The organism is Afipia birgiae 34632, assembly GCF_000308295.2.
In the GTDB taxonomy this organism is placed as follows: Bacteria; Pseudomonadota; Alphaproteobacteria; order Rhizobiales; family Xanthobacteraceae; genus Afipia; species Afipia birgiae.
In genome coordinates this window covers 464,566-487,088 of sequence record NZ_HG326654.1, presented here as the reverse complement: position 1 = coordinate 487,088, position 22,523 = coordinate 464,566, and the positions used below count along the sequence as shown (strand labels likewise).

25 protein-coding genes and 4 pseudogenes are annotated in these 22,523 nt (G+C 57.5%); 19 read left to right on the top strand and 10 right to left on the bottom strand.

Annotated elements, in window-relative coordinates:
• The first annotated feature begins 609 nt into the window (after window positions 1-609).
• The 5 genes from BN32_RS20975 to BN32_RS28265 all read left to right on the top strand — a co-directional run bounded on the left by BN32_RS20975 (window position 610) and on the right by BN32_RS28265 (window position 3,754).
• Window positions 610-1,071, top strand: a complete 462-nt coding sequence (locus BN32_RS20975; protein WP_040427148.1) for an Hsp20 family protein — start codon at window positions 610-612, stop codon at window positions 1,069-1,071.
• Window positions 1,072-1,157: 86 nt separating this feature from the next.
• Window positions 1,158-1,649 (top strand): Hsp20/alpha crystallin family protein, encoded by a 492-nt coding sequence (locus BN32_RS20970; RefSeq protein WP_040427387.1) that lies wholly within the window; start codon window positions 1,158-1,160, stop codon window positions 1,647-1,649.
• Window positions 1,650-1,730: 81 nt separating this feature from the next.
• Window positions 1,731-2,057 (top strand): hypothetical protein, encoded by a 327-nt coding sequence (locus tag BN32_RS20965; protein ID WP_040427386.1) that lies wholly within the window; start codon window positions 1,731-1,733, stop codon window positions 2,055-2,057.
• A 100-nt stretch (window positions 2,058-2,157) separates the two neighbouring features.
• Window positions 2,158-3,243, top strand: coding sequence for a trypsin-like peptidase domain-containing protein (locus BN32_RS20960; protein WP_019196051.1), 1,086 nt, complete (start codon window positions 2,158-2,160; stop codon window positions 3,241-3,243).
• A 163-nt stretch (window positions 3,244-3,406) separates the two neighbouring features.
• Window positions 3,407-3,754: a DUF6894 family protein gene (locus tag BN32_RS28265; RefSeq protein ID WP_019196052.1), complete on the top strand. Its 348-nt coding sequence runs from the start codon at window positions 3,407-3,409 to the stop codon at window positions 3,752-3,754.
• A gap of 107 nt (window positions 3,755-3,861) precedes the next feature.
• On the opposite strand, the pseudogene BN32_RS26440 reads toward BN32_RS28265, so the two are convergent.
• Window positions 3,862-4,116: pseudogene (locus BN32_RS26440) on the bottom strand (Hsp20 family protein); the annotation flags it as partial.
• 50 nt (window positions 4,117-4,166) lie between these two features.
• Between BN32_RS26440 and BN32_RS27155 the strand changes: the two are divergent.
• The 3 genes and pseudogenes from BN32_RS27155 to BN32_RS27400 all read left to right on the top strand — a co-directional run.
• On the top strand, window positions 4,167-4,568 hold the full coding sequence (locus BN32_RS27155; protein ID WP_040427146.1) for a hypothetical protein: 402 nt from the start codon (window positions 4,167-4,169) through the stop codon (window positions 4,566-4,568).
• 103 nt (window positions 4,569-4,671) lie between these two features.
• Complete coding sequence (locus BN32_RS20940; protein WP_244438229.1) at window positions 4,672-5,091, top strand: integrase core domain-containing protein; 420 nt, start codon at window positions 4,672-4,674, stop codon at window positions 5,089-5,091.
• Between the two features lie 98 nt (window positions 5,092-5,189).
• A pseudogene (locus tag BN32_RS27400) lies at window positions 5,190-5,348 on the top strand (aldehyde dehydrogenase family protein); the annotation flags it as partial.
• 51 nt (window positions 5,349-5,399) lie between these two features.
• Here BN32_RS27400 and BN32_RS20935 read toward each other — a convergent pair.
• Entirely contained in the window at window positions 5,400-5,744 is a 345-nt protein-coding gene (locus BN32_RS20935) for a HepT-like ribonuclease domain-containing protein (protein ID WP_019196055.1), read from the bottom strand.
• Complete coding sequence (locus tag BN32_RS20930) at window positions 5,734-6,030, bottom strand: nucleotidyltransferase family protein (RefSeq protein WP_040427383.1); 297 nt, start codon at window positions 6,028-6,030, stop codon at window positions 5,734-5,736. The genes BN32_RS20935 and BN32_RS20930 overlap by 11 nt, the downstream gene beginning before the upstream one ends.
• A gap of 351 nt (window positions 6,031-6,381) precedes the next feature.
• Between BN32_RS20930 and BN32_RS26970 the strand changes: the two genes are divergently transcribed.
• From BN32_RS26970 to BN32_RS20885, 9 genes and pseudogenes are all read left to right on the top strand, one after another.
• The gene (locus BN32_RS26970; RefSeq protein ID WP_156947009.1) at window positions 6,382-6,651 is read left to right on the top strand and encodes a hypothetical protein; all 270 of its coding nucleotides are present in this window, start codon (window positions 6,382-6,384) and stop codon (window positions 6,649-6,651) included.
• A protein-coding gene (locus BN32_RS20920) for an IS3 family transposase (RefSeq protein WP_156946987.1) occupies window positions 6,632-7,770 on the top strand; the annotation gives its coding sequence in 2 pieces (ribosomal slippage) (window positions 6,632-6,896 and window positions 6,896-7,770; 1,140 coding nt in all). Before BN32_RS26970 ends, BN32_RS20920 begins: the two co-directional genes overlap by 20 nt.
• A gap of 57 nt (window positions 7,771-7,827) precedes the next feature.
• Entirely contained in the window at window positions 7,828-8,541 is a 714-nt protein-coding gene (locus BN32_RS20915; RefSeq protein WP_283805256.1) for a DUF2092 domain-containing protein, read from the top strand.
• Complete coding sequence (locus tag BN32_RS20910; protein WP_019196058.1) at window positions 8,538-8,846, top strand: hypothetical protein; 309 nt, start codon at window positions 8,538-8,540, stop codon at window positions 8,844-8,846. The genes BN32_RS20915 and BN32_RS20910 overlap by 4 nt, the downstream gene beginning before the upstream one ends.
• Window positions 8,847-9,079: 233 nt before the next feature.
• Window positions 9,080-9,583, top strand: a complete 504-nt coding sequence (locus BN32_RS20905; protein WP_244438227.1) for a helix-turn-helix domain-containing protein — start codon at window positions 9,080-9,082, stop codon at window positions 9,581-9,583.
• Window positions 9,584-9,617: 34 nt separating this feature from the next.
• Complete coding sequence (locus tag BN32_RS20900) at window positions 9,618-10,727, top strand: HlyD family secretion protein (RefSeq protein ID WP_019196060.1); 1,110 nt, start codon at window positions 9,618-9,620, stop codon at window positions 10,725-10,727.
• 99 nt (window positions 10,728-10,826) lie between these two features.
• Window positions 10,827-11,180 (top strand): HdeA/HdeB family chaperone, encoded by a 354-nt coding sequence (locus BN32_RS20895; RefSeq protein WP_019196061.1) that lies wholly within the window; start codon window positions 10,827-10,829, stop codon window positions 11,178-11,180.
• 106 nt (window positions 11,181-11,286) lie between these two features.
• Window positions 11,287-12,387: an alpha/beta hydrolase gene (locus BN32_RS20890; protein ID WP_019196062.1), complete on the top strand. Its 1,101-nt coding sequence runs from the start codon at window positions 11,287-11,289 to the stop codon at window positions 12,385-12,387.
• Window positions 12,388-12,959: 572 nt separating this feature from the next.
• Window positions 12,960-13,696: pseudogene (locus tag BN32_RS20885) on the top strand (succinate--CoA ligase subunit alpha); the annotation flags it as partial.
• A 453-nt stretch (window positions 13,697-14,149) separates the two neighbouring features.
• Here the strand turns inward: BN32_RS20885 and BN32_RS20875 are convergent.
• Window positions 14,150-15,070, bottom strand: coding sequence for a LysR family transcriptional regulator (locus tag BN32_RS20875; protein ID WP_019196064.1), 921 nt, complete (start codon window positions 15,068-15,070; stop codon window positions 14,150-14,152).
• 86 nt (window positions 15,071-15,156) lie between these two features.
• On the opposite strand from BN32_RS20875, the gene BN32_RS20870 reads away from it, so the two are divergent.
• Entirely contained in the window at window positions 15,157-16,227 is a 1,071-nt protein-coding gene (locus tag BN32_RS20870) for a YeiH family protein (RefSeq protein WP_019196065.1), read from the top strand.
• 319 nt (window positions 16,228-16,546) lie between these two features.
• Here BN32_RS20870 and BN32_RS20865 read toward each other — a convergent pair whose 3' ends face one another.
• The 3 genes from BN32_RS20865 to BN32_RS26435 form a co-directional block, all read right to left on the bottom strand.
• Window positions 16,547-16,798, bottom strand: coding sequence for a DUF1488 family protein (locus BN32_RS20865; RefSeq protein ID WP_019196066.1), 252 nt, complete (start codon window positions 16,796-16,798; stop codon window positions 16,547-16,549).
• Window positions 16,799-16,857: 59 nt separating this feature from the next.
• Window positions 16,858-17,109, bottom strand: a complete 252-nt coding sequence (locus BN32_RS20860) for a hypothetical protein (protein WP_040427375.1) — start codon at window positions 17,107-17,109, stop codon at window positions 16,858-16,860.
• Window positions 17,110-17,488: 379 nt separating this feature from the next.
• The gene (locus BN32_RS26435) at window positions 17,489-17,713 is read right to left on the bottom strand and encodes a hypothetical protein (protein ID WP_019196068.1); all 225 of its coding nucleotides are present in this window, start codon (window positions 17,711-17,713) and stop codon (window positions 17,489-17,491) included.
• A gap of 444 nt (window positions 17,714-18,157) precedes the next feature.
• On the opposite strand from BN32_RS26435, the pseudogene BN32_RS26965 reads away from it, so the two are divergent.
• Window positions 18,158-19,484, top strand: a pseudogene (locus BN32_RS26965) (MFS transporter).
• A gap of 138 nt (window positions 19,485-19,622) precedes the next feature.
• Here BN32_RS26965 and BN32_RS20850 read toward each other — a convergent pair.
• The 3 genes from BN32_RS20850 to BN32_RS27285 form a co-directional block, all read right to left on the bottom strand.
• Window positions 19,623-19,985, bottom strand: coding sequence for an SPW repeat domain-containing protein (locus BN32_RS20850; RefSeq protein ID WP_019196071.1), 363 nt, complete (start codon window positions 19,983-19,985; stop codon window positions 19,623-19,625).
• 231 nt (window positions 19,986-20,216) lie between these two features.
• Window positions 20,217-21,140 (bottom strand): complex I NDUFA9 subunit family protein, encoded by a 924-nt coding sequence (locus BN32_RS20845; RefSeq protein WP_019196072.1) that lies wholly within the window; start codon window positions 21,138-21,140, stop codon window positions 20,217-20,219.
• Window positions 21,141-22,102: 962 nt separating this feature from the next.
• Window positions 22,103-22,279, bottom strand: a complete 177-nt coding sequence (locus BN32_RS27285) for a hypothetical protein (protein WP_173405797.1) — start codon at window positions 22,277-22,279, stop codon at window positions 22,103-22,105.
• Window positions 22,280-22,523: the final 244 nt, after the last annotated feature.

Below are 22,523 nucleotides of genomic sequence, written 5' to 3'. Positions count from 1 at the left end.
CGGTTTCGGCTTGGCGGGCTCGGCGCAAAAGCGCTTCTCGTGCGGCGCCGGGGGGAAGCAATTTAGCTTCTGCACGTAGGCGCTTCGCTTCTTCGGCTAGACGGAGTTCAAGGGATACGGTCTGTTTGAAACGGCGACGCTCCATGGCGCAACCTCCGTGCTTACGGGTCCTAACCGTAGGGTTCAGCACTCGAACGTATTGATTTTAACTATGGCGATGCCCAGTTGTGAGTTCAATATTGGACACAGGCCAGTACTAGGACACGTCCATGGAGTATTGAAACCGCCTCTACGCGGACGTGGACCCCTGACGCCGCGCCTTCTGATCGAAAGCGACGGGGCCTTCCATTTTGCACTGCGGAAAATTACTGCAGCAGGAGATGCCGTGCGCCGGTCGTCTCGCCCCCGAACAGGAAGAGAGCGATGCGGGCTCGGGCGTTACCAAAAAAATTTCCGAGGCCCCCTTGAAACCCAAGTTGATTTTTCTAGTTCTTTTTTTGCCGCTAGCCGCGGTGCCGGACGCCAGATCGGGTCCGGCTGGCTGAACTGGGCGCCGGACCGGTGTCCTGCGCTCCTTCGTATCCATCTTGCTCTTTGGAGGACTTGGTTATGAGGACTAACTTTGACTTCGCGCCCTTGTGGCGCTCAACGATCGGCTTTGACCACCTGGCCGATCTCGTTGACAGCTCGCTGGGCCACACCAACGAGGACAATTATCCTCCCTACAACATCGAACGGTTCGGCGAGGATCATTACCGGATCTCGTTGGCGGTGGCCGGATTCGGCGTCAACGATATCGCCGTGACGGCCGAGCAGAACGCGCTCACCATCGAAGGCAGGAAGCCTGACGGCAATGCGCACGAGTACCTTTATCAGGGCATTGCAGCCAGGCCGTTCCGGCGGGTGTTCAATCTCGCCGACTACGTGCAGGTGAAGCAGGCGTCCTTCCGGGACGGACTATTGGTGATCGACCTCGTTCGCGAGGTCCCGGAGGCCATGAAGCCGCGTCGTATCGAGATCGGCGCGGGCGCTTCTTCTTCGCCGCAGATCGACCAGAAGAGGGCGGCCTAGATGCTCGGTCGACGCAGCAAGGATTAGAGCGTGGGCGCGCAACTGCACGCCCGCACTCCAACCTCATGAACGAAGGAGAAGAAACCATGGCTATTCGTGATCTTATTCCCTGGACAAAGAACCAGGAGCTTGCGCCTGCGCGCGACAACTTGGATCCCTTCTTCACGTTGCATCGCGAGATGAATCGTCTGTTCGACGACGTGTTTCGCGGCTTCGGCAGCACGAGTCTGTCGCCGCTGATGGAGGGGCGATTCAGTTGGCCGAAGGTGGAGCTCAGCGACGATGAAAAGACGCTGACCATCTCGGCTGAACTGCCCGGCATGACGGAGAAGGACGTCCAGATTGAAATCGCCAATGGCGTCCTGACGATCCGCGGCGAGAAGAAGGCTGAGCGCAACGGCGAAGGCAAGTATTTTACCGAGCGCTATTATGGAGCCTTCGAGCGCCAGATACCGCTGGACAACGTGCAGGAGGACAAGGCTGAGGCGTCGTTCAAGAACGGCGTTCTGACGGTGTCCCTGCCGAAGTCTGACAAGCCGCGAGAAGGCGTCAAGCGTATCGCGATCCACACCCAGTGAAGCAACATGGGGCGGCGACTAACCGCGCCGCCCCTCGTCAAAACCCGTCCCCTGGAAAGGAGTGTAAGGAGGGAAACGAGCATGACCAACATCAATACCGACAATGGCATTCATCCCCTTTTCCACCCAGCAGCCCATTACGATTCTCCGAGCGAGGTCTTGAACGACGACACGCTTTCCGCTCCAGAGAAACGAATTATCCTGTCGTCGTGGGCCTCCGATATGTATGCGGTGGAATCCTGTCCCGCCTTGCGAGAAATACCGGGTATGGGTCATACCATTCGGCTCGCCGACATATTGGCCGCGTTACGCCAACTCGACGGCGATGAAGATGACCTGCCACCCGGTGGCGGCGTTCCGATGCGGCTGCGGCGGCCTTGGGCCGCCGCGCTGCGGAGGTCCTTCTAATGTTCACGCAGACGGTGCTTGCGCTCGTGTTGCTCAGCCACGCGGTTGCTGCGTGGGCCATCCCGATCATCGCCCTGCAAGTGCAGCCGGAGTCCACGTCGTGAAAACGAGCCGCATTCTATTGTTGGGATTTCTCGTACTGACCCTGACGGGAAGTCATCTTGCGACCGCGCAAGTGCCTGATCTGAAGAGGGGCAGCCCGGTCCCCACCCTCGCGCCGTTGGTTCGCCAGGTGACTCCAGCGGTTGTGAATATTTCCGTGCATGGCCGAGTGCGTGAGGATAATCCGCTCTACCGTGATCCAATCTTTCGCGAGTTCTTTGACGTCCCGAAGCAGCTCGAGAAAGAGATCAACGCCACCGGCTCAGGTGTCATTGTGGATGCGCAGCGCGGCTACGTACTCACGAACGCACACGTCGTCCAGGGCGCTTCAACTGTGCAGGTGACGACGAAGGATAACCAAAAATTTTCCGCAAAGGTCGTCGGGCGGGATTCGCCAACGGATGTCGCGGTGCTTCAGATCCAGAACCCCGTTGGACTGCAGGCGATTTCTTTTGGAGACAGCGACACGCTCGAAGTCGGTGACTTTGTGCTTGCGATCGGCAATCCCTTTGGCCTCGGCCAGACAGTTACCTCCGGACTCGTCAGCGCGCTAGGGCGCACCGGCCTCAGCAAGCAAGGTTATGAGGACTTCATCCAGACCGATGCCGCTATCAACCCGGGCAATTCTGGGGGGGCCTTGGTGAGCCTGCGTGGCGAACTGGTCGGTATCAACTCAGCCATTATCTCGCCGGCTGGCGGCAATGTCGGGATCGGCTTTGCGATCCCGGTTAATATGGCGCGGCGGGTGATGGAACAAATCATCGCGACAGGGCGCGTCGAGCGCGGCCGCATCGGCATATCGTTGCAAGATGTTCAGAAGGGACGCAACGGCGGCGCTGTTGTCGCTGACATCTCGCCGGATTCTCCTGCTGAAAAAGCTGGCCTCCGCAAGGGGGACGTAGTCACCATGGTCGATGATCATCCAGTGCGTTCGGCGGCGCAGTTGCGCAACACTGTCGGCCTCGCCCGGATCGGCCAAGAGCTCAAACTGACTGTACAACGCAATGGCTCGCTGTCGAATGTGATGGTTAGAGTCGCCCCGCAACCGAAGTCGAATAATGCGTCGACGTCACTTATCCAGTGAGTCCGCGCTGACGGTGCCGGGAAAGATGCTGGCGGTCGATGGACCATAGTAAGTTACGTCTATCCGGCGAGAATTGTAACGATTGAACCGCGACGCCAGGTGACAGGGAGAGCGCGAGGCGCTGCGGAGGTGGGCGACCGATAGGAACAAAGGCCTATCGTTTGTGTTCAGTCGGGCAGGGTCTAGCGAGCGGCGCGAATGCGGCGACGTTCTAGTCGTCGATGAGGAAGGTTTGGAGCTCTTGGATGTTCGGGCCGTGCAGGAAGAAGCTGCACGCGCTCTGGCGGGCTTCGCTTGGGATGCGGCACGGTGCTCTGCAGGCACTGATAGTCATCCACTGGTAATCGAAGTGCGCGACGATGCCGGCCCCGTGATGAACGTTCGGTTCGCATTCGAAATCGCACTAGAGCACTCGGGTGCCGTGAAGAAAGCAGTGAAGAGGGCCGGTACCAGTGGTCGAAAAGTGGAGCGCCGACCTAGTCGCTACCGTTGGGAGGACGCCGGGCAGTGAGCCGGCGACGGTGGCCGTCGGTGAGCTCGGGTCCAATGTCGACAACTTCGAGGAAGTAGTGAGCGACGTCACTGTTGAAGCCGATGAAGTCCCACCTCGCGTCGGCCTCACGGCTGGCAATGCCGGTGAAGCGTGCCGGTTGGCACTCTGGATCTTTCGCCTTGGCTGGCACCGGCTATGGCGATGCGGCGCGGCTTCATAGCCTCCGGCACCTCACGCTGTAGCTCGATGATCAACAGCCCGTTCTCGAAGCGAGCACCCTTGACCTCGACGTGGTCCGCAAGGGTGAACTGGCGCTTGAACGAACGCGTCGAGATGCCGCGATGCAGGAAGGTCTTATCTTCCTTCTCGGTGTGTGTACCGAAAACCTTATCCGAGTTGATGACATGATGGAATCGCCTAAGCTGGCGGAATGATCGAGCTGCTCTGTTTCGTTCTGGCCGTCCTGGCCTCGCCATTCAAGTCGAAGTTGCGGCTTGAAGCAGAGAACGCGATGCTTCGACATCAGTTGATCGTTTTGCGGCGCAAGATGCGCGGTCGGCCACGGCTGACGAACAACGATCGTTGGCTTTTTATCCAGCTGTATCGGTGGTATCCGTCGATCCTGAAGGTTCTCACAATCATCCAGCCCGAGACGCTGGTGCGTTGGCACAGGGCCGGCTTTCGTCGCTATTGGCGGTGGAAGTCGCGCCCACTGGGAGGGCGACCGCAGATCGAGACGCAGCTGCGCGTGTTGATCCGGCGGATGAGCGTCGAAAATCCGCTTTGGGGGTGCACCACGCATCCAGGGCGAACTGCTCAAGCTCGGATTTGAGGTCGCGCAGTCGAGCGTCGCCAAGTACATCGTCAAACGACGGGGACCGCCCAGCCAGGGATGGCGCACCTTCTTGCGTAACCACGCGCCGGACATTGCCGCCATGGATTTGTTCGTTGTCCCGACTATCGGTTTCGGCCTGCTTTATGCCTTCGTCATCGTTCGGCTCGACCGCAGAGACCTCGTCTGGATCAACGTCACAGCAAATCCGACGGCAGAATGGGTTGCACGTCAACTAACCGAGGCATTTCCCTGGAATGAGGCTCCGCGCTACATGATCCGAGATCGGGATCGCATCTTTGGCACCATCGTAAGACGCCGATTGCGCGCCATGGGCATCCGGGACAAGCCCGCTGCACCAGCTTCACCTTGGCAAAATGGCTTCGCTGAACGGATGATCGGATCGATCCGGCGCGAGTGTGTGGACCACGTCATTGTCTTGGGTGAGGCGCATCTGCGCCAGATACTGCGATCGTACGCATGCTATTACAACGACATCAGAACGCATCCGGTCACTGGATAAAGACGCGCCGGTCTCTCGCCCAGTTCAGCCGACCGGAAGCATTAAATCGCATCCTATCCTTGGCGGACTTCACCACCACTACGTCCGAGCTTAAGTTTTCGGTACACACAGGCATGATCTCGATCAATAATTTCGGGCTGGGATTTCCGGAAACGCCGTTTGGTGGCACCAAGGAATCCGGCCACGGATCCGAAGGCGGCACGGAGGCCCTGGAGGGCTTTCTCAATACAAAATTCATCAGTCAGATGAATTTTTGAACAGCCAGTTGTCCCTTGCTGAAAAGGTTCCGACAGCTCCAGGGTGAGCGCTTAGGCCTGACGCGAGATTTCCTGCTCGACTACGATCCTCAAGGGCGGTAGTGCGCGCTGCACGGTGTCCCACACGAATTGGGCTGCGACATCTTCATAGTCGTGGCGATAGACATTCCCTGCGCCAGCCATCTGTTTCCATGCGATGGCGGGATGTCGCTCCTTTAAATCTTCCGGCAAGCGCCGCGATGCTTCAGAGATAATTTCCAGGCAGCGCGTGACGGCATAGACCGTGCATATATCTTCCTTGAAGGCATCGCGGTCAAAGCCAGCAACGAATCCCGTCGCGAGGTCTATGTGGTGCAGAATATCTCGGAGTGCCGTGTCTGCAGATTTAGAAGGCATAGATGGCGTCGGCCGTCGCGGCGGGACGGACATAGGGTTTTAGGTTTTCGCGGCTCACGACGTCCACGGGACCGTCGAACAGACCAGCAATATATTCCTTAAGGTCTACGTAATCGAACACAGTGATATGAGCCTCGGGATCAATCTCGACCATGATATCAATATCGCTATCAGGCGTGTCCTCGCCTCGCGCCACCGAGCCAAACAAGGCAGCATGCCGCACGCCACGCGTGCGCAGGGCTTTCTCGGAACGTCGTAAGGTTTCAAGGGCTTCAAGGCTATTCATGTCATCTAATATAGCATGGTGGAGTGATTTACGGGAGAGGCAGAAAGCCCTGTGTGTACCGAACATGCGCGATTATTTGCAGGTAAAATTCCCTGTTTCGGCTCGAAAATTCCCGGTTCTCTGAAAAATCTTGCCTGATAAATTGCGTAGGGAATTGCGGGAGAAGTCGTTGCAGCGCAGAGGGTTCTCGCTAAGAAACCACCCCTTACAACCTCGAAATCGCAAAAATCCCTGTAAAATTCCCTGTTAGCTGGGAATTTGCATGGAGACGGGTGCGATCAGCACTGTCTCGCCAGCCAGCCAGTGCGTGTTTCGGAGAATTTCGCTGTTAGTTGCGAAAAAGGGCCGCCAATGGCGGGCTTTTCATGCGAGAGCATTCTCTGCAGAGACCGTTTTTCCGCCAACCTGACTGAAATTGGCCAGTATTCTCCGACCCTCTCACAAAATATTCCCGTTTTTAGAGAACCTAAACCAGAGACGGGTTCGATCGCATTGAATGCTGGCCAGAATGGCGACAAATTTCCGTCTCAACCGCCTGACCTGACCGGGCTTTTTTGGACCAAGCTTTGTGAGAAACTGAGCTTGGAAAGGAGCTTTGGTCATGCCGAAGAAGAGGTTTAATGCGGAGCAGATCGTGGTGCTGCTGCGCCAGATTGAAGTATTGATGTCGCAGGGCAAGGCAGCGCCGGTGGCCTGTCGGGAAGCCGGAATTTCGCAGCAGAGTTATTATCGCTGGCGGAAGGAATACGGTGGCCTTGAGCTCGATCAGGCGAAGCGGATGAAGGATCTGGAGCGGGAGAATGTCCGCCTCAAGCGTCTCGTCGCCGATCTGTCGCTTGAGAAGCAGGTGCTCAAGGACGTTGCCTCGGGAAACTTATAAGCCCTGAGCGGCGACGGCAGGCGGTGGAGGGCATTCGAGGGAAGTATGGTCTCTCGGAACGCCAAGCCTGCCGGATCGTCGGCCAGCACCGCGGAACACAGCGATACACCACCATCGTTCGATCTGATGAGGATGCGTTGACGAGAGCGATTATCTCTCTTGCGTCCCAATATGGGCGATATGGCTATCGTCGGATCACGTCGCTGCTGGTCGATGCCGGCTGGCAGGTCGGGTGTGATCGGGTCCAGCGGATCTGGCGCCGTGAGGGGCTAAAAGTACCCAGCAAACAGCGACCGCGCGGCCGGCTGTGGCTCAACGACGGATCCTGCATCCGTTTGCGGCCGCAGCATCGTAACCATGTCTGGAGCTACGACTTCGTCGAGGCGCAGACCCATGATGGCCGTAAGCTCCGGCTCATGACGCTGATCGACGAGTTTACCAGGGAATGCCTGGCGATCAGGGTTGCACGTCGCATCAACAGCTTCGGCGTCATCGACACCATGGCCGATGTGATGCTTGCTAAAGGCGTCCCTGAGCACATCCGGTCGGACAACGGCGCGGAGATGACGGCCAAGATCGTGCGCAGCTGGTTCGGAAAGCTCGGAGCAAAGACGCTCTACATTGCGCCCGGCAGCCCATGGGAAAACGGCTACTGCGAGTCCTTCAACGGCAAACTGCGCGACGAATGCCTGAACGGTGAAATCTTTTACAGCCTAAAGGAGGCTACCGTCGTCATCGAGCAATGGCGCAAGCACTTCAACACGATCCGACCGCACTCATCTCTGAGCTACCGGCCGCCGGCACCGCAAACATCGGCGCCGACACTGCAGCATCTGGATCGGAGCGCAGCGATGCAGTAGTCTCTATCCAGCTGGTCCAAAATATCCGTCAGGTCACTCGCGATTGCGTTTCTTTCAGTGCAAGCGCACGCGCAGGAGCCCGAAAGAATCGTTAAGGCGATGTCCGACTATCTCGCGAGTGCGAAAGCGGTCACGCTGACATACGATTCTGACATAGAGGTGATCACTCCCGAGCTTCAGAAGATTCAGTTTGCAAGTTCCGGTCAGATAATCCTAAGTCGTCCCAACAAATTGCGTGCGACCCGTGTTGGCGGCTATGCCGATGTTGAACTGACGTTTGACGGCAGCAAGCTTACGGTGTTTGGCAAAAATATCGACGCGCTTGCTCAGGTCGATGCACCTGGTTCGATTGACCAGCTTGTCCACCGATTGCGCGACGAACTCTCGATCGCTGTTCCGGGGGCTACTTTCCTGTTGTCCCGTTCTTATGATGAGCTGATGATGGATGTGCTTGATGTTAAATACATCGGGCGCGGTGTGGTCGATGGCGTCGAATGCGAGCACCTTGCCTTCCGTAATCAGGATACGGATTGGCAGCTTTGGGTAGAGGTCGGCAGCAAACCCATCCCTCGGAAATATGTCATTACCAGCAAAGCTGTCGCGGCAGCTCCTCAGTACACTTTGCGGATAAAAGAATTTCGCACGGATGTTGATCTGGCGGCCGATGTGTTCGCAATCAAGGCGCCTGCATCGACCAAGAAAGTTGCGATCACGGACCTGTCGGCCATTGATGAAGTGCCGCACGGCATCATCCCAGGAGGAAAAAAATGAACCGCGCGATGTATCGGATTTTCCAGTTCGGTGCTGCTGGTATTGTTTTCGTCACCTGCCTGCTAATTCGTGATGTCGCTCCTGACAGGAGTTCCGCATCGCTCGTCAGCAGCGCGAACGCCATCATCGGCCGCCCGCTTACGCCGGTGAGCTATGCTGGCGTGGCTCGGCGCACGACGCGTCGGGCCGTGGTGGCTGGCGCTGCGGTTGGGGCGGCCGCGGTTGCTCCTGTGGTCGTCGCTCCGGTCCCGACTTGCGTACAGGCCGTGGATGTTTACGGACGTATCTATCTTCGGTGTCCGTAAGCGCAAATAGAGGGGCTGCCGGTGCTTGACATCGGCAGCCTTCGGTCAAGCGCAACCAATCTTGGACGAGGATTTGCTGCATTCTGGCAGGTCCGGATTGGATGATAGCGGGGTCTCGTAAATCGATATTCTATGAGTTCGAGTGACGTCGTCTCGATCCCGCATCCGGCGTTCATCGCGGAACGGATCAATCCGGCTGCATCGGCTCAAGGCAAAGCTGGCGGTGCACGAGGGTGGCAAACACATCACATATCTTCGGTCCCATGAAGCCTGTTCAAGCACCTTCCCTGTACTCAGTGCGTGCGGCGATTGCTGCTTCACTGCACTATGGTGACGCAGCCCTTCAACGTGCAGCGCTCCAGCTCGGGATGAGCCCGCGCTCGTTACAGCGCCATCTCGCCTGGATGGGCGCCAGCTACAGCGACATGGTTGCGGAGGTGCGCCTCGATACAGCCTGCCACCTGCTGCTTGAATCCAACAAGCGCATATCGGAGATCGCGCTGCGTCTCGGCTATGCCGGAACGAGCAGCTTCAGCCGTGCTTTCATGCGTTTGACCAAAATGCCGCCCGTGATCTATCGGCGGAAGCGAACCGTTCAAGGAAATGACAGGTCCAGGCTCAGGAAAGAGCCGGATGCAGGAAATCAGCGCAAGCCGTTACTGTTGGCGCGAAATGGCAAGACGTCTTCCTTGCCAAGCGGGAATACCGTTGCAATCCCCCGGCAAGGGAAAAAGTAACGCTATAACGGCACTGACTGCGACAGGACAAACGATGTTCATCATTCTCGTCAGCTACCTTGTCCTCGTCTGGCTGGTATTTTCAAAGTTCAAGCTGATACGTCTGACCTGGCCGTCCGGGATCGTCGCGGGCCTCGCAGGCGTTCTCATTCTCGCAGCTTTCGTGGCGATGCTGAATTATCTCACCCCCACCGGGCGCGTTGTAATCGTATCCCGCGTGGTGGAAGTGACGCCGAACGTCAGCGGCGAGGTGATTGCGATCCCTGTTAGACCGAACATGCCAGTCAAGGCGGGCGCGGTTTTGTTCGAAATTGACCCGACGCCATTTCGATACAAGGTTCGTCAACTTGAAGCCGCATTGGTGGCCGCTCAGCATCAGGCCGAGGTGCTGAAGGCGAATTATGATCAGGCGAGTGCGAATGTAGCGGGTCTCGAAAAGCAGACTGCGTTTCATGAAAAGAGGTTGAATGATATCGCCGCTCTGGCGAATACCGGAGCTACCACGTCCTTTCGTGAACAGGATACGCGCGAGCAGCTTGATGTTGCGATGGCCCAGTTACAGTCCGCAAAAGCGCAACAGCAGAGTGCGAAGGTCTCGTTCGACTCTTCCATCGGCGGTGTCAACACGACCGTGCTGCAGACTCGCGCGCAGCTCGATGATGCGAAATGGGAGCTTGAGCAGACGACTGTCAGGGCGCCGTCGGACGGCTACGCAAGTGTCGTGGCGCTCGCGGTCGGCGCCCGCGCGCTGCAGGCGCGTGCGGCGATGTCCTTTATCGTCGAGTCTGACACTTCCGTTATCGGTGTGTTTGCCCAAAATGGCTTTCGCACGATCAAGCCCGGCGCGCGGGTGGAGCTTGTTTTAGACAGCGACCCGGGACGCGTCTATGAGGCCAGGATCACGGAGATTCCGGAGGGCGTAGGGCAGGGTCAGATTGCGGTATCAGGCACGCTTGCTCGTGTCGGATCAATCGGCGGTACGAGCGCGTATCCTGCGGCGATTTCGATTCCAGCGAATGCGGACCGCTCAACTTTGCGCCTTGGTACATCGGGCACGGCGACGGTGTTCGCGGAGAACGCGGGGCCCATCGGACTGATTGCCCGCATCGTGCTCTGGATCCACTCCTACACGGCCTACCTGTAAGGTTTTGGGATTGGCGCGTCGCCGGCAATCGGCACGGTCTTATCGCCTAGCGCGTCTGTCGCGGAAGTCGAACAAGAGACGCGAGATAGAGGATTTAGAATGAAGTATTGCTATCTTCTTGCGGTTGCTACGACAATTGCGTGCTCCAGCGCTCTCGCCCAGACGCCGCTTTCGGCCTATGTCGACAGCAACGGCTTCATTGATGTTCAAAAGCTGACATGCGCCCAACTCGCGGGTACCTACCAGGAAGACGCGGACGCCCTGACAGCCTGGTACAGCGGTTGGTACAACGGCTTGGCCAAGAAGCACTACATGGATCTCAGGAAGGGAAAGGTAGCGGAGCATGAGCTGATTCAGTACTGCAAGGCAAATCCAGACAAGCTGATCATCGAAGCCATTGCTGTCGTGTTTAAGGACATGCGCGCGACGCTTGGTATCAAGATGAAGCCTTAGGCGCGTCTATAGAGGGCTGTCGTTTTCCCGATGCGATTCCAGTCCAGGTTACTGGTGCTGCGCGGTGTGTCGACGCACTTAGGGTCTGCCAGATGGGGGCAAGTTTATGCTGCGTATTCTGATCGTAGCAGCTGCAGGTCTTGTATGTGGAGCGTGCGCCAGCATGCCTCACAAGGCAATGATTCCTGTCAATGCTGTTGCGGCGGGAGCGACAAGGGTCCCGATCCTTATTGCGACAACGAGGCAGCCGTCGCTGGAAGATCCGGGGGAGATGTTCAGTGGCGAGCGCGCAACCGCCATCTCCTATGCGTCCGTTGCGGTTTCCGTTCCGCCTGATGACGTACGGACGATTGGGCACGTGCAGTGGCCGAGATCTGTGCCGGGCGATCCCAGACGCGAATTTGTTACGTCGGCAGCAAAATACATTGATAAGAATGAGTTCACATCCGAGATCGCCAGCGCGACGAAAGGCGGCCGGAGGAAAGTGATGGTCTTTGTTCATGGATTCAACAATCGATTCGACGAATCGGTTTTCCGGTTTGCGCAGATTGTCCATGACTCAAAGTCCCAGGCTATCCCGGTGCTCTTCACGTGGCCATCCCGCGGCGAGATAGCGCTACGCGCCTATATGTATGATCGCGAAAGCGCGAACTATTCGCGAGATGCTCTTGAACAATTACTGACGTCATTGACGCGAGAGCCAAGCATTTCAGAGATAAACATTGTCGCCCATTCCATGGGGAACTGGATCACTCTGGAAGCGATGAGGGGCATGTCCATTCGGGAAGCTGGCTCGCCGGATCGTGGCGACTTTGCCAAGATGAAAAATGTCCTCCTGGTCGCTCCCGACGTCGATGTTGATGTATTTCGCAGCCAGATCGCGAGAATGGGTACCTACAGGCCGCACATTGCTCTGTTTGTCTCGCGCGATGACAAGGCGCTTGACCTGTCAAAATTGATCTGGGGAGGGGTATCGCGATTGGGCGAGGTCGACCCTAATGACGAACCGTATCGGACTGAATTCGAGCGCGGGAAGATAGAGGTGTTTGATCTGACAAAGCTCAAGGTCGCGGGTGGCGACGCGCACAGCCGGGCCTTTGACGACATAACTGCGGTTATGGCGATGATAGAGCAGAGAAAGTCTGACGAGCATCGGCCGCCCCATCGCCCCACCGCACACCAGAGGACATCGGAGAGCCTCCGGTAGATCGGAGGTTTGCTGCGTTCTTGAAAAATGATGCACTGAATCGGTTCATTGCCATGATCGTCTGCATGGGCATCTTTTCAGGCCGGTCGGCTCCCCTCGAGTAGGCTTGCGTGCAGGGGGTAAAAATTGCTTGTTTTCACCAGAAAATTCCCTGTTCTTTGAAATATTTTCCCTGTTAATTCGAGTAGGGAATTGCGCAGAATCCGTTGCAGCTCAGCGGCTTCTGGTTTCAATAGAGCGTTCTTGAAGTCCAGAAAGCGTGAAATTCCCGGTAAAATTCCCTGATAGCAGCGAATTTCGTTGGAGACCGGCGCGATCCGCACTGCGTCGCCAGCCAGCCAGTGTGTGATTAGAGAATTTCTCTGTTAGTTGAAAAAAAGGGACGTCTGCAAGCTTGAGGTCGCATAGGTCGCTCAGTCTTGCTCCCGTAAGCAGCGCAAGTCGGAGAAGATCGGGGAGCATGGTAGCGTACTGGCCGTTTCCGTAGGAGGTCACTAGAAGCTTCAACAACGTCTCCTCACTCAGACCTTTCCTCATGCGTCCGGTTTGTTTTTTGGCTACAGCGTGTCCGGTATCTTGGCGTGCGGCTTTTCAGCTCTGCGGCGGAGGCCACGAAACACGCGCCTTGCGATATTTCGGTCATTTTTATTCCGCCGACAATGGCAAAGGATACGATCATCGACGCAATCGATGCGGGCGTCGGTACGATTGTTGTGCTGACGGAGCACATTCCGAGCCACGACGTATTGGAAATATTTGCGCGCATCCGTGGCTCGAACAGCAGAATTATCGGCCCCAACACTGCCGGCATTGTGACGCCCGGCGAGGGATTCGTCGGGATCATGCCTGGTCACAATTCAAATATCTTCATGCCCGGCAGTATTGCGTGATTTCACGGAGCGGCAGTCTCGGCACGCTGATGTGCCTCAATCTGACGCGATCCGGCCTTGGGCAATCTGCCTTCATCGGCATAGGCGGCGATCCGATCATCGGGACGACGACATTCGATGCGCTTCGGGCCCTCGATCGAGATGCGCGGACGAGCGCCGTTGTTCTCGTTGGTGAAATCGGCGGCGCGATGGAGGAAGAAGCCGCGGGGTATGCCAGTAAGATGAAGAAGCCTGTCGTTTCGTTTATCGCGGGACACTCTTCTCCTCCGGATAAAAAAATGGGGCACGCGGGAGCGATCGTCACCGGCGGTCGTGGCGGATATGCTTCAAAGCGGAAGGCGCTCGAAAACGCTGGCGTCCGAGTTGCGGATACACCGTCCGAGGTGGCGGCGTTTCTTGCGCAAGCGCCCGTCGCCTGATCGCATTGAAGCGTCATGCGGTCCACTGTCTTCTGACGAACTCGGCCGGAATTGGGCTGCTTTAATGGCGCCAGCCCCGACAAGGAAGGAAGTTCTCCGTTGCGAGGGCCACGAAGAATAATGGCCTGCCGCTGAGGGAATATTTGCACGGCGGTTCGTTTGCTTTCCGCCTTCGACCGGCCGCATATCTATGGACGATGTTGAACCTTTCGACAGGTCCGGAGGCGGCAGTGCAAGAGGTGCAATTTGATGCTTTCGGCGAGCCGGTGAAGTATGATGAGAACCGCGCGTCGATAACAAGTAGATCCGCCTCAAGCTGGGCGTTGATTGCCGGTGTCGGTCTTTTCTGGCTCCTTGTGCTCGTAACCATAGTTGCACGGGTCTTCTACTTTGACCCGGATTTTGCCAGCAAGTTTCACTAGTTCGAAGACGCTTGCGAACGATGCGCGGCGCCTAGGATGGACTGTTGGCGATAGCCAAATTCGCGGACTTTCCGTTCAGGAGCTGCTCGAAAACGACGGCGGCCGGCGCGTCGAGCCGACCGGGTATTTTCAACTGCCATAGTCGCCGCTGTATTTTCAGATCGCCCATGGGAATGATCTTCAATCGGCCTTGCGCCGTCTGATCGGTGACAGCGGCCGTTGAGACGATCGAGATGCCGAGCCCCCGAGCGACAGCCTGCTTGATCGCCTCGGTGCTTCCAATCTCCAGTGTGCGGCGAGGCTCTATGCCATGATTGGCCAATGCTTTCGTCACGACCTCCCGCGAGCCCGATCCCGGCTCGCGCACAATCAGTGTTTCCGCCGCAATGGCATGCGGGTCGATCGGCATCATCGCAGTCGCGAACGGATGATGCGGGCCAACGATCAACTCCATGGCGTCTGTTTGCCATGGTTTTACAGTTAGATTTTCGTCCTTAATCGGTCCTTCGACCAGCGCGATATCGACCTCATGGCCAATCGTCAGGTCGGCGATCTCGCGCGTGTTGGCGCTAATGATATGAAGATCGATACTCGGATAGGCATTGTGGAAAATACCGAGGTACTCCGCAATCATATAGGAGGCGATGGTCGTGCTCGCCCCGATGCGAAGCGAGCCCTCTCCGAGATTGCGAAAAGAGCGCATTTCCTCCTCTGCCGCGCGCTCCGCCGCAAAGAGCGCTTCCGCATGGCGCATCAGGGCCTGGCCTTCACGCGTCGGGCGGACGCCTTTCGGGACGCGGTCCAACAAGCGACTGCCGATCTGAAGCTCGAAATCCGCCACGCCCTTTGAGATAGCTGGCTGGCTGACGTGGAGCGCCTCCGCCGCCCGGGAAAAACTACCCGTTCGCACCACCGTCGCGAACATGCGGAGCAGATGGAGGTTCAATGGCATAACTTTCCCCTATAGGCCTAAAGGTAAACGGTATTTCCTTCGATTTCGCCTTTTAGCGCATAATCTCTTCTCGCGTAGGGGGGATTATGCCTGTTGTTGAGAAGTCTGCCGTGAAGGCCACGGGCAGGGGGGCCATCGTCCCGTACGCTGCGGCTTTGTTGCCTGGTGTTGGTCTGAGCGTCGCCGTTACGCTGGTAGCGCTTGGCGTTCAGCACCTCGAAGAGAGCATTTTTGGCCATCCCTATATCGAAGCCTTAGTCATCGCGATCTTGCTGGGGATGGTGATCCGGACCGCATGGGAGCCGAGTGCGCGCTGGCGCGCCGGAATCGCCTTCAGCGCTAAGCAGCTCCTCGAAATCGCGGTGACATTGCTGGGCGCTTCGATCAGCTTTTCTACGATCGTTGCCTCAGGGTTCTCCTTGCTCGTCGCAATCGTTGCGACCGTTGCGATCATTCTCGGAGCGACCTACGGCATCAGCAGGTTACTCGGATTGTCGGTCCGGCTTTCGATCCTCGTTGCCTGCGGAAACTCGATCTGCGGCAATTCCGCGATCGCGGCGATTGCGCCGGTCATCGGGGCCAACGGAGATGATATTGCGTCCGCGATATCGTTTACAGCGATCCTCGGAGTGATGCTGGTCCTGGGCCTGCCGCTACTGATCCCCCTGCTGGCGCTGTCTCCGACCCAGTACGGTATTCTCGCTGGTCTCACGGTGTATGCGGTACCGCAGGTCCTCGCAGCGACTGTTCCTGCTGGTCTCCTCAGTACCCAGATGGGGACCTTGGTCAAGCTGGTGCGAGTTCTGACTCTCGGGCCTATCTTGATCGGATTTTCCTTGTTTGGGCGGACGCTTCGGAAGAGCGCTGTGAGCCCTGTCGCATCCGATCGCTTCGGTCCAATTCAAGTGGTTCCGTGGTTCATTATCGGCTTCCTTGTCCTTGCAGGCTTTCGCTCGTTCGAAATGTTGTCCGACGATGTGGTTGTGCCGCTGCTGAAGGTGGCCTCTCTCCTAACCGTCGTTTCGATGGCGGCACTCGGGTTGGGCGTTGATGTCCGCGTGATTGGGCGCGTGGGAGGCAGGGTAACTGCCGCCGTAACGCTCTCGCTTCTTTTGCTATTGCTGATTAGCCTCGGCGTCGCTCGTTTATTCTCGTAGCGGACCAGCCGGTTAGGCCAAGTTGAAAGTCTTGCCGGCCCAAGGCTAACCACTTCATGCAAGCGCCGCATCCAAGTGATGGCCGTGCTGATGCCCACGCGTCAACTGCGCCGTCACCAGGCACGGGATATTCCACCATTCTCAACCGGCGCAATCTTCCGCTCGCGAGGATTTGGGGAATGGACTCATGCCATCGGATACTGGTCTTCCTCACAGGCCAGAATTCCTCTCATCTATAGTACCCGCACAAGCACAATTATCCGGTCTGCGAGTCCGGTATGTTCCACGCGAGGAAGCCGGCATAAGCGGCATTATCGCCTCAGGAGTTAAATTGAACCGTGGTGATAATGATGCCTCGTCGGATGCCCATGCCCCGGCTTGCCATCTCGTGAGCAAGGCGCTCAATTTCGGGTCGGTGCCGTTCAAAAATCTCAAGCAGTATTTCGGGGCTGCTGTCCTGCCGCTCCAACCGCTCCCGGACCAGAAGGGCTGCTTGCGATATGTGGCACTTTTGGAGGCCACCAGCGTGGCGGATATGAAAGTGGACGAAGTCGCCGCGGACCACGGCCATGACTTTGTACCTCTTGCAGGAGAGCTATCGCGTCTCGGCGATTTGCAGAGGCGTCAACTTCAGGGGTTCAGATCCTCAGTCGTGATCAATATGCCGCGGTCCGTGTGACCAAAACGCTGCAGCTTCGCAAGTGCGAGACATTCGATCTCGGCCAGATGCTTGACGTATATGGCGATCAGCATCCCGTGGTTGGTGTTGGTTCTGCTCGCGCGCTCCCTATTCAAGAGGGCGGTGCCGGTTACTCGGCAGCGTTCGGTATTCCCACCGTACTGCACAATGAAATCGACGTAGTCGTCATTCGAAACGGCCATGAGGGTGACCCTCCGTTCCATTCAATCGGAACTCGCGTCCGCTCTTTAAGTTCCGCAGGTGCGGCACGAGTAGCTGTGGCACAACAAATTTGGGAAAGCCATCGCAAGATCCGTCTCCAGTCCCCGAAGAAAATTTGGCGGCTATCGCCTGCGAGGCCGCCTCACGTTTGCAACCGGAGGCGTCATGACCGAGCAAACCCGATACCCGGTCCTTCAAGTGCCGGTCGATGAACTGTCGGCTTGGTACGAATTCGGCGGTCATACGTTGAAGCAGCCGAAGTGCCGGCTTCGTGATCATCAAATGGGAATTGGATCGACCGGTTGCGGAGCCGTTTCGCGGCGACGGCGGCGCTTCATAGGGGGCGGGGGCGTGATGAAGTCACCCCTTCAAATCAAACTCGCATCGAAGTTCTTCAGCGATCAGAAAGATCATATCGCGTCGGCTCGGATCGAGAGCCGTGGCGTCTTCCGAGATGACGACTTTCCACGTATCGCCGTCGGGCTGAACAGAGATCGTAATGTCGGTTGGAAGATCGCAGATATCTTCCATCTGGATCTTGATCGATGCTTCTAGCTCTCCGGCAGTTTTGCTGGGCCTTTTCATGTCGTGAGTTCCTGCCTGCCCGGGATGGACAGTAGCACGAATTCAGAAGCCATAGGGGAGGCCGCATGACGCACTGGTGGCGCGCCTATGATGATGCGATCCAACCACCACCCGAAGCGGCTCAGGCTTTCGGATGCCCATCATCGCGCCTGGCCCCGTTCGATTGAGCCAAAAGTCTTATGCGGTGGTGTCCCGTTAGGGATTAAACTGTCTTCCGCGCCTTCGCTCCCGGACGGATGGGAAGGAGGCAGCGGTGGCTCGCGGCGCTGAACGCCGTTGGAGTTTTCCTCGGGTGATTCAAAGCTCACCTGAGGTTCAGGCGTTGCTGACGCATTTGCCGATGCCCGATGTCGCGCGTGTAACACGTCGCGCATAGACCTCGGGCGTGAGAAAATCGAGCACAGAGAGAACGGGAGGCATGTCTTGAAATAGTAGGAGGCACACATGGCACTTCAAATTCCAAGGGATTTCCGCCGCGTGATCGTTGCCGCGTCGGTGGGAAACGTGATCGAGTGGTATGACTTCTACATCTTCGGGAGCTTGGCTGCGGTTCTGTCTGTCAAGTTCTTTGAACAATCCCACCCGGTCGCGGCTTTGCTGAGTACGATTGCGCTGTTCACCGCCGGATTTCTGATCCGTCCACTGGGAGCGTTTCTCTTCGGATGGATGGGCGACCGGGTCGGCCGCAAGTACACATTCCTTGTTACCCTCAGCGGAATGGGACTCGGCACGGGCGCGATCGGGTTGATCCCGACCTACGAGTCGATCGGTCTGACCGCGGCGTTCCTTCTCTTCGGCTTACGGATGATCCAGGGCCTGTGCCTGGGCGGCGAGTATGGCGGCGCCATCACCTACGTCGCGGAGCATGTGCCGGACGAAAGCCGCGGCTACTACCGGCTGGCTGCAAACCTCTCCGACGCTCGGGATTGTGGTGTCGCTGGCCGTCATCATCGCCACGCGCACGTACTTTGGCAACAAGGCGTTCGACGAGTGGGCGTGGCGCATTCCGTTCCTGGTGTCCTTCCTGCTGGTCGCCATCGCAATTTACATTCGGCTCCAGCTCCAGGAGACGCCGATCTTCGCGGAGATCAAGGCCAAGGGGCAGATGACCAGAAACCCCTGGAAGGAAGCCTTCCTCAGCTCCAACATCAAATACGTCGGGATCGCCACCATCGTGCTGATCGGGCAAGGCGTGGTCTGGTACAGTGGCCAGTTCTGGGCGCTGTACTTCCTGCAGCAGGTTTCCAAGGTGGACGCGCTGACCTCGGCCTACATCGTGGGAGCCGCGCTGCTCATTGCAACGCCGAGCTTGATCTTTTTTGGCTGGCTGTCAGACCAGATTGGCCGCAAGCCGGTGATCCTGGGAGGCATGTTGCTTGCCGCGATCACGTACTATCCGCTGTATTTGTGGCTGGGGACCGTGACGAAGCCTGGCAACATCAACTATCCGATAGCGATCTTCATCATCTTCATTCTCGTTTGCTACGTCGGGATGGTGTATGGGCCGGTTGGGGCGTTCCTGGCGGAATACTTCCCTGGCAGGATTCGGTACACGTCGGTATCGGTGCCGTATCACATCGGGAATGGCTGGGGTGGCGGATTGGTGCCGTTCATCACCTCGGCGGCTTTCGCGGCCACCGGCAGCATCGGTTACGCACTGATCTATCCGATCGCCGTTCCTGCGGTATGCTTCGTGCTCGCGCTCTTCCTGATGCCTGAGACCCGCAAGATAAGTATCTGGGAGCCGATAGAGCCTCGAACTGCATCGTAACCAGGTGCCCATGTGCGGGGCCGCCAGGCCCTGCACATTCTTTCACGGCTCAGAGGGCGAATTCGCCCACGCGGACGAGGCCATCTCTCTCCTCCGACCGCGAGCAGATAGTGGTTATGGTTCAGGCAATCACACTTCTCAGTTGGCCGGGTGATGCCAACGATCGCGCCACCAAGTGATGAAATCGCGATCGGTCATCAGCTCCCAGGCTCCAAACAAGATCACTAATGTGCCCGACGCCATACTGCTTATCGTGGCCGATGCCGACTCATAGCCGATCGCCCAAGGTGCAACCAGCAGAGCCAGACCGAGGAGAACCTCTCCCCATTCCTCCAGATAGGACGGAATGACAAATCCCTCTACGGCAAACAGAATGACGCACAACCCAAGCACGATGGTTATCCAAGTAGCCGCCCCGGCGAAGCCGAGGGCGAATGGTGATAAGATCAGCCACACGCCCAGCAACAGGCTGGCAACGTCTTGCCAATGTTGAATGCGCATGATGCTCACCTCCCTTCTCTCGAGATGATGGTATAGCGCTGACGATGCCTCCGGACAGGCGCGGATCGTCGCGGGAAAGGTCCGTGACACATTGAGGCGTTTTCTATCGGTTGCCTTGCATTTTTGCAGGCCAGCTTACACAAGAACGATACATTCGATGCCTCGAGCGAAAATATCGCGCGTGCACGCGAACCCGTCAGCCGTTGAAGCGGATTGACCGAGAAACCTCTTTCACCCGCAGTTCGATAACATCCTCTGGAGAATTGCTTCGACCGAGTGCGGCGAAATCCCAAGTTCAGTAAATCCAGGCATCTCCGGTGATGACACGGTATCGATCTGCATCAGGTCCACTTGATTACGAGTGAGGAGTGGACTTGGAAACATTTCGGAGGTCCATGCGAGTGCGTGCCAAACGGCAAACGGGATCGGAATCAATAGAGGCGCAAGGCCGGCTTGGCGCGCGATAGCTCTGAGAAGTTCTTCGTAGGAGTAGACACGAGGGCCGCCGAATTCGAAGATCATCGAAGGCGTTTCGGCGTTCTGCATGACCTGGCCAATCGCCTCCGCAACATCCTCTACATAGGCCGGCTGCAGCTTGGTCAGGCCGCGGCCGAATATCGGATAGATTGGAAACTGGCGGAGGAGCTTGAGGATGGTGGTGAGAAACGCGTCGTCTGGTCCGAACATCACCGCCGGGCGGATTAGAAGTGCGTCGGCGAACGCGGCCCGGACCGCCAATTCGCCTTCGCCGCGCTTTCGGATGTATTGTGACTGTGAGGCGGGATCGGCGCCGATTCCTGAAACGTGAACGAACCGTTCGACTCCGGCCCGGTGCGCTTGCACTGCTACCCGTTGGGCCGACTTGACGTGAACGGAGTGAAAAGTCTCTCGTCCGTTCTCGACGTAAAGACTGACTGCATTTACAACACCGTAAACGCCGGCAGTCGCATCAGCGACTGACTGCTCGTCGTGGATGTTGGTCTGAACGGATTGTAGTTGCGGACCATCAGAACCAAAAAGTCTGCGCCCCCGATCCGGATGCCTTGACGCGACCCGAATGGGAAATCCGCGATAGCGCAGCCGCCGAACGATGCGCTGGCCGAGAAATCCGGTTCCGCCAAACACGGTCACGCTGCGAGCGTTCGTTGCCACCATGACTCAATCTCGCCGGATTGCGGCGACCACTGTTCATCGGAGCACCATACGCGCTCCCAGCACCCGTTGAAATGGCAGGCTGCTTCGAGTTGTTATTGGCGCGACCGCGGGCCTTCTATGCAGGACTGAAGGCAACTTTCCAAGTTCGGGCCGGCGAGGCTGGTCCGAGGCCCAGATAACCAGACCGCGATACGACTTATCTTTGATAGAGTCAGGCCAGGAGTTCTGTGCGAGATTTTTGCAATGCAACGCCGCTATTGCGGGTTCCTGGGTCGGACGCGCTGCTCTGCGAGGTAACATTATTGTGCCAATCGTCCGAGAAGATTGGACGCCGTCACCTGCAACCCCTCCGACAAGGAGACCCGGATCGCTGCATCGAACATGATGGGAAAGCCAAGGGCAGCCATCGCCAGATAATAGCCGCGCAGACGATGAGACGGCGATCACCGGAGCGCTCGACGGCGTCGTGATCTCCGAGCCGCTCGTGACATCGTGAAGGAAAAGGCTCCCGGCTCGCACGCTCTCGCTGACGACATCTTGCGGTTCCTCGGCAAGCGACTGACCCAAGGCCGTAGTGAAGCCCCGAAAGGATTCACAAAAGCAGGATCAGGGCTACCAGCGCCACTGGTAGTGAACCGAACCCGATCACGGCAACGCGGTACAGGAACTCGTTGGTCATTTGGCCAGCTTAATACCCGCGAAACCGCAAAATAAGTGCAGTTTGTGCCAGATCTAGCGGCCGCCGGCACGAGGTGCTGTCACTTGCGCCAGGAGAGCCAGACGATCGCCAGCCGAAGACGAAAATTTCAGCACGCGGAAAGGCCTCGAAACGCTGAATGGTTCGCGCAACGAGTGGTTATGGAATGGCGCGCCTGCGCTGACACTATTTGATCGGTGGTAGTGCCAAAAGTAACGGCGAATCGGGAAGTTGCGGACAGCCGTCATTGCAATCAATGGTAATCTCAATCAGTCGAGCGTCGCTGTTGCCGGTCGAGGCGAAGTCTTTGCGCTCTCAAACGTTTTATCTCGTCATCGAGTGCTTCCATTTCCTCGGTGCGTCGCTCGTTTCTCGATTTCGGCTTGTCGGTTCGCAGTTTTTCGAGTGCTTTCTCGACAGAGAGTTTCGGTGTTTCGGCCATGATATACCTCTTGTCCAATCGACCGGCGTCTACACAACAGAGGCCTGCCAGCCGAAACGGCACTGCCACCTGCCTGCAAGATTGACCTGGGGCCGCGAGGTCCCCTTGCTGGGTGCAAGGCTATTGCTTCAAAGCTAGTGCTGCAGATCACCTGCATTCGTTTGTTGATCTAGATCAACATGAGTTGTGTAGCGGAGAATTGTATACACCAATGTCCGCTGAGATGTTCATGTGGGCGACTGTC

Bases quoted from the DNA above. Each gene is read 5' to 3' on its own strand.
- BN32_RS20860 (WP_040427375.1), bottom strand. From the start codon at position 17,109: ATGGCCGTTTCGAATGACGACTACGTCGATTTCATTGTGCAGTACGGT.
- BN32_RS20940 (WP_244438229.1), top strand. From the start codon at position 4,672: ATGGATTTGTTCGTTGTCCCGACTATCGGTTTCGGCCTGCTTTATGCC.
- BN32_RS27155 (WP_040427146.1), top strand. From the start codon at position 4,167: ATGATCGAGCTGCTCTGTTTCGTTCTGGCCGTCCTGGCCTCGCCATTC.
- BN32_RS26435 (WP_019196068.1), bottom strand. From the start codon at position 17,713: ATGAAAAGGCCCAGCAAAACTGCCGGAGAGCTAGAAGCATCGATCAAG.
- BN32_RS20975 (WP_040427148.1), top strand. From the start codon at position 610: ATGAGGACTAACTTTGACTTCGCGCCCTTGTGGCGCTCAACGATCGGC.
- BN32_RS27285 (WP_173405797.1), bottom strand. From the start codon at position 22,279: ATGGCCGAAACACCGAAACTCTCTGTCGAGAAAGCACTCGAAAAACTG.
- BN32_RS20970 (WP_040427387.1), top strand. From the start codon at position 1,158: ATGGCTATTCGTGATCTTATTCCCTGGACAAAGAACCAGGAGCTTGCG.
- BN32_RS20965 (WP_040427386.1), top strand. From the start codon at position 1,731: ATGACCAACATCAATACCGACAATGGCATTCATCCCCTTTTCCACCCA.
- BN32_RS20850 (WP_019196071.1), bottom strand. From the start codon at position 19,985: ATGCGCATTCAACATTGGCAAGACGTTGCCAGCCTGTTGCTGGGCGTG.
- BN32_RS26970 (WP_156947009.1), top strand. From the start codon at position 6,382: ATGGCGGGCTTTTCATGCGAGAGCATTCTCTGCAGAGACCGTTTTTCC.
- BN32_RS20865 (WP_019196066.1), bottom strand. From the start codon at position 16,798: ATGGCCGTGGTCCGCGGCGACTTCGTCCACTTTCATATCCGCCACGCT.
- BN32_RS20870 (WP_019196065.1), top strand. From the start codon at position 15,157: ATGCCTGTTGTTGAGAAGTCTGCCGTGAAGGCCACGGGCAGGGGGGCC.
- BN32_RS20930 (WP_040427383.1), bottom strand. From the start codon at position 6,030: ATGAATAGCCTTGAAGCCCTTGAAACCTTACGACGTTCCGAGAAAGCC.
- BN32_RS20935 (WP_019196055.1), bottom strand. From the start codon at position 5,744: ATGCCTTCTAAATCTGCAGACACGGCACTCCGAGATATTCTGCACCAC.
- BN32_RS20875 (WP_019196064.1), bottom strand. From the start codon at position 15,070: ATGCCATTGAACCTCCATCTGCTCCGCATGTTCGCGACGGTGGTGCGA.
- BN32_RS20845 (WP_019196072.1), bottom strand. From the start codon at position 21,140: ATGGTGGCAACGAACGCTCGCAGCGTGACCGTGTTTGGCGGAACCGGA.
- BN32_RS20895 (WP_019196061.1), top strand. From the start codon at position 10,827: ATGAAGTATTGCTATCTTCTTGCGGTTGCTACGACAATTGCGTGCTCC.
- BN32_RS20890 (WP_019196062.1), top strand. From the start codon at position 11,287: ATGCTGCGTATTCTGATCGTAGCAGCTGCAGGTCTTGTATGTGGAGCG.
- BN32_RS20910 (WP_019196058.1), top strand. From the start codon at position 8,538: ATGAACCGCGCGATGTATCGGATTTTCCAGTTCGGTGCTGCTGGTATT.
- BN32_RS20900 (WP_019196060.1), top strand. From the start codon at position 9,618: ATGTTCATCATTCTCGTCAGCTACCTTGTCCTCGTCTGGCTGGTATTT.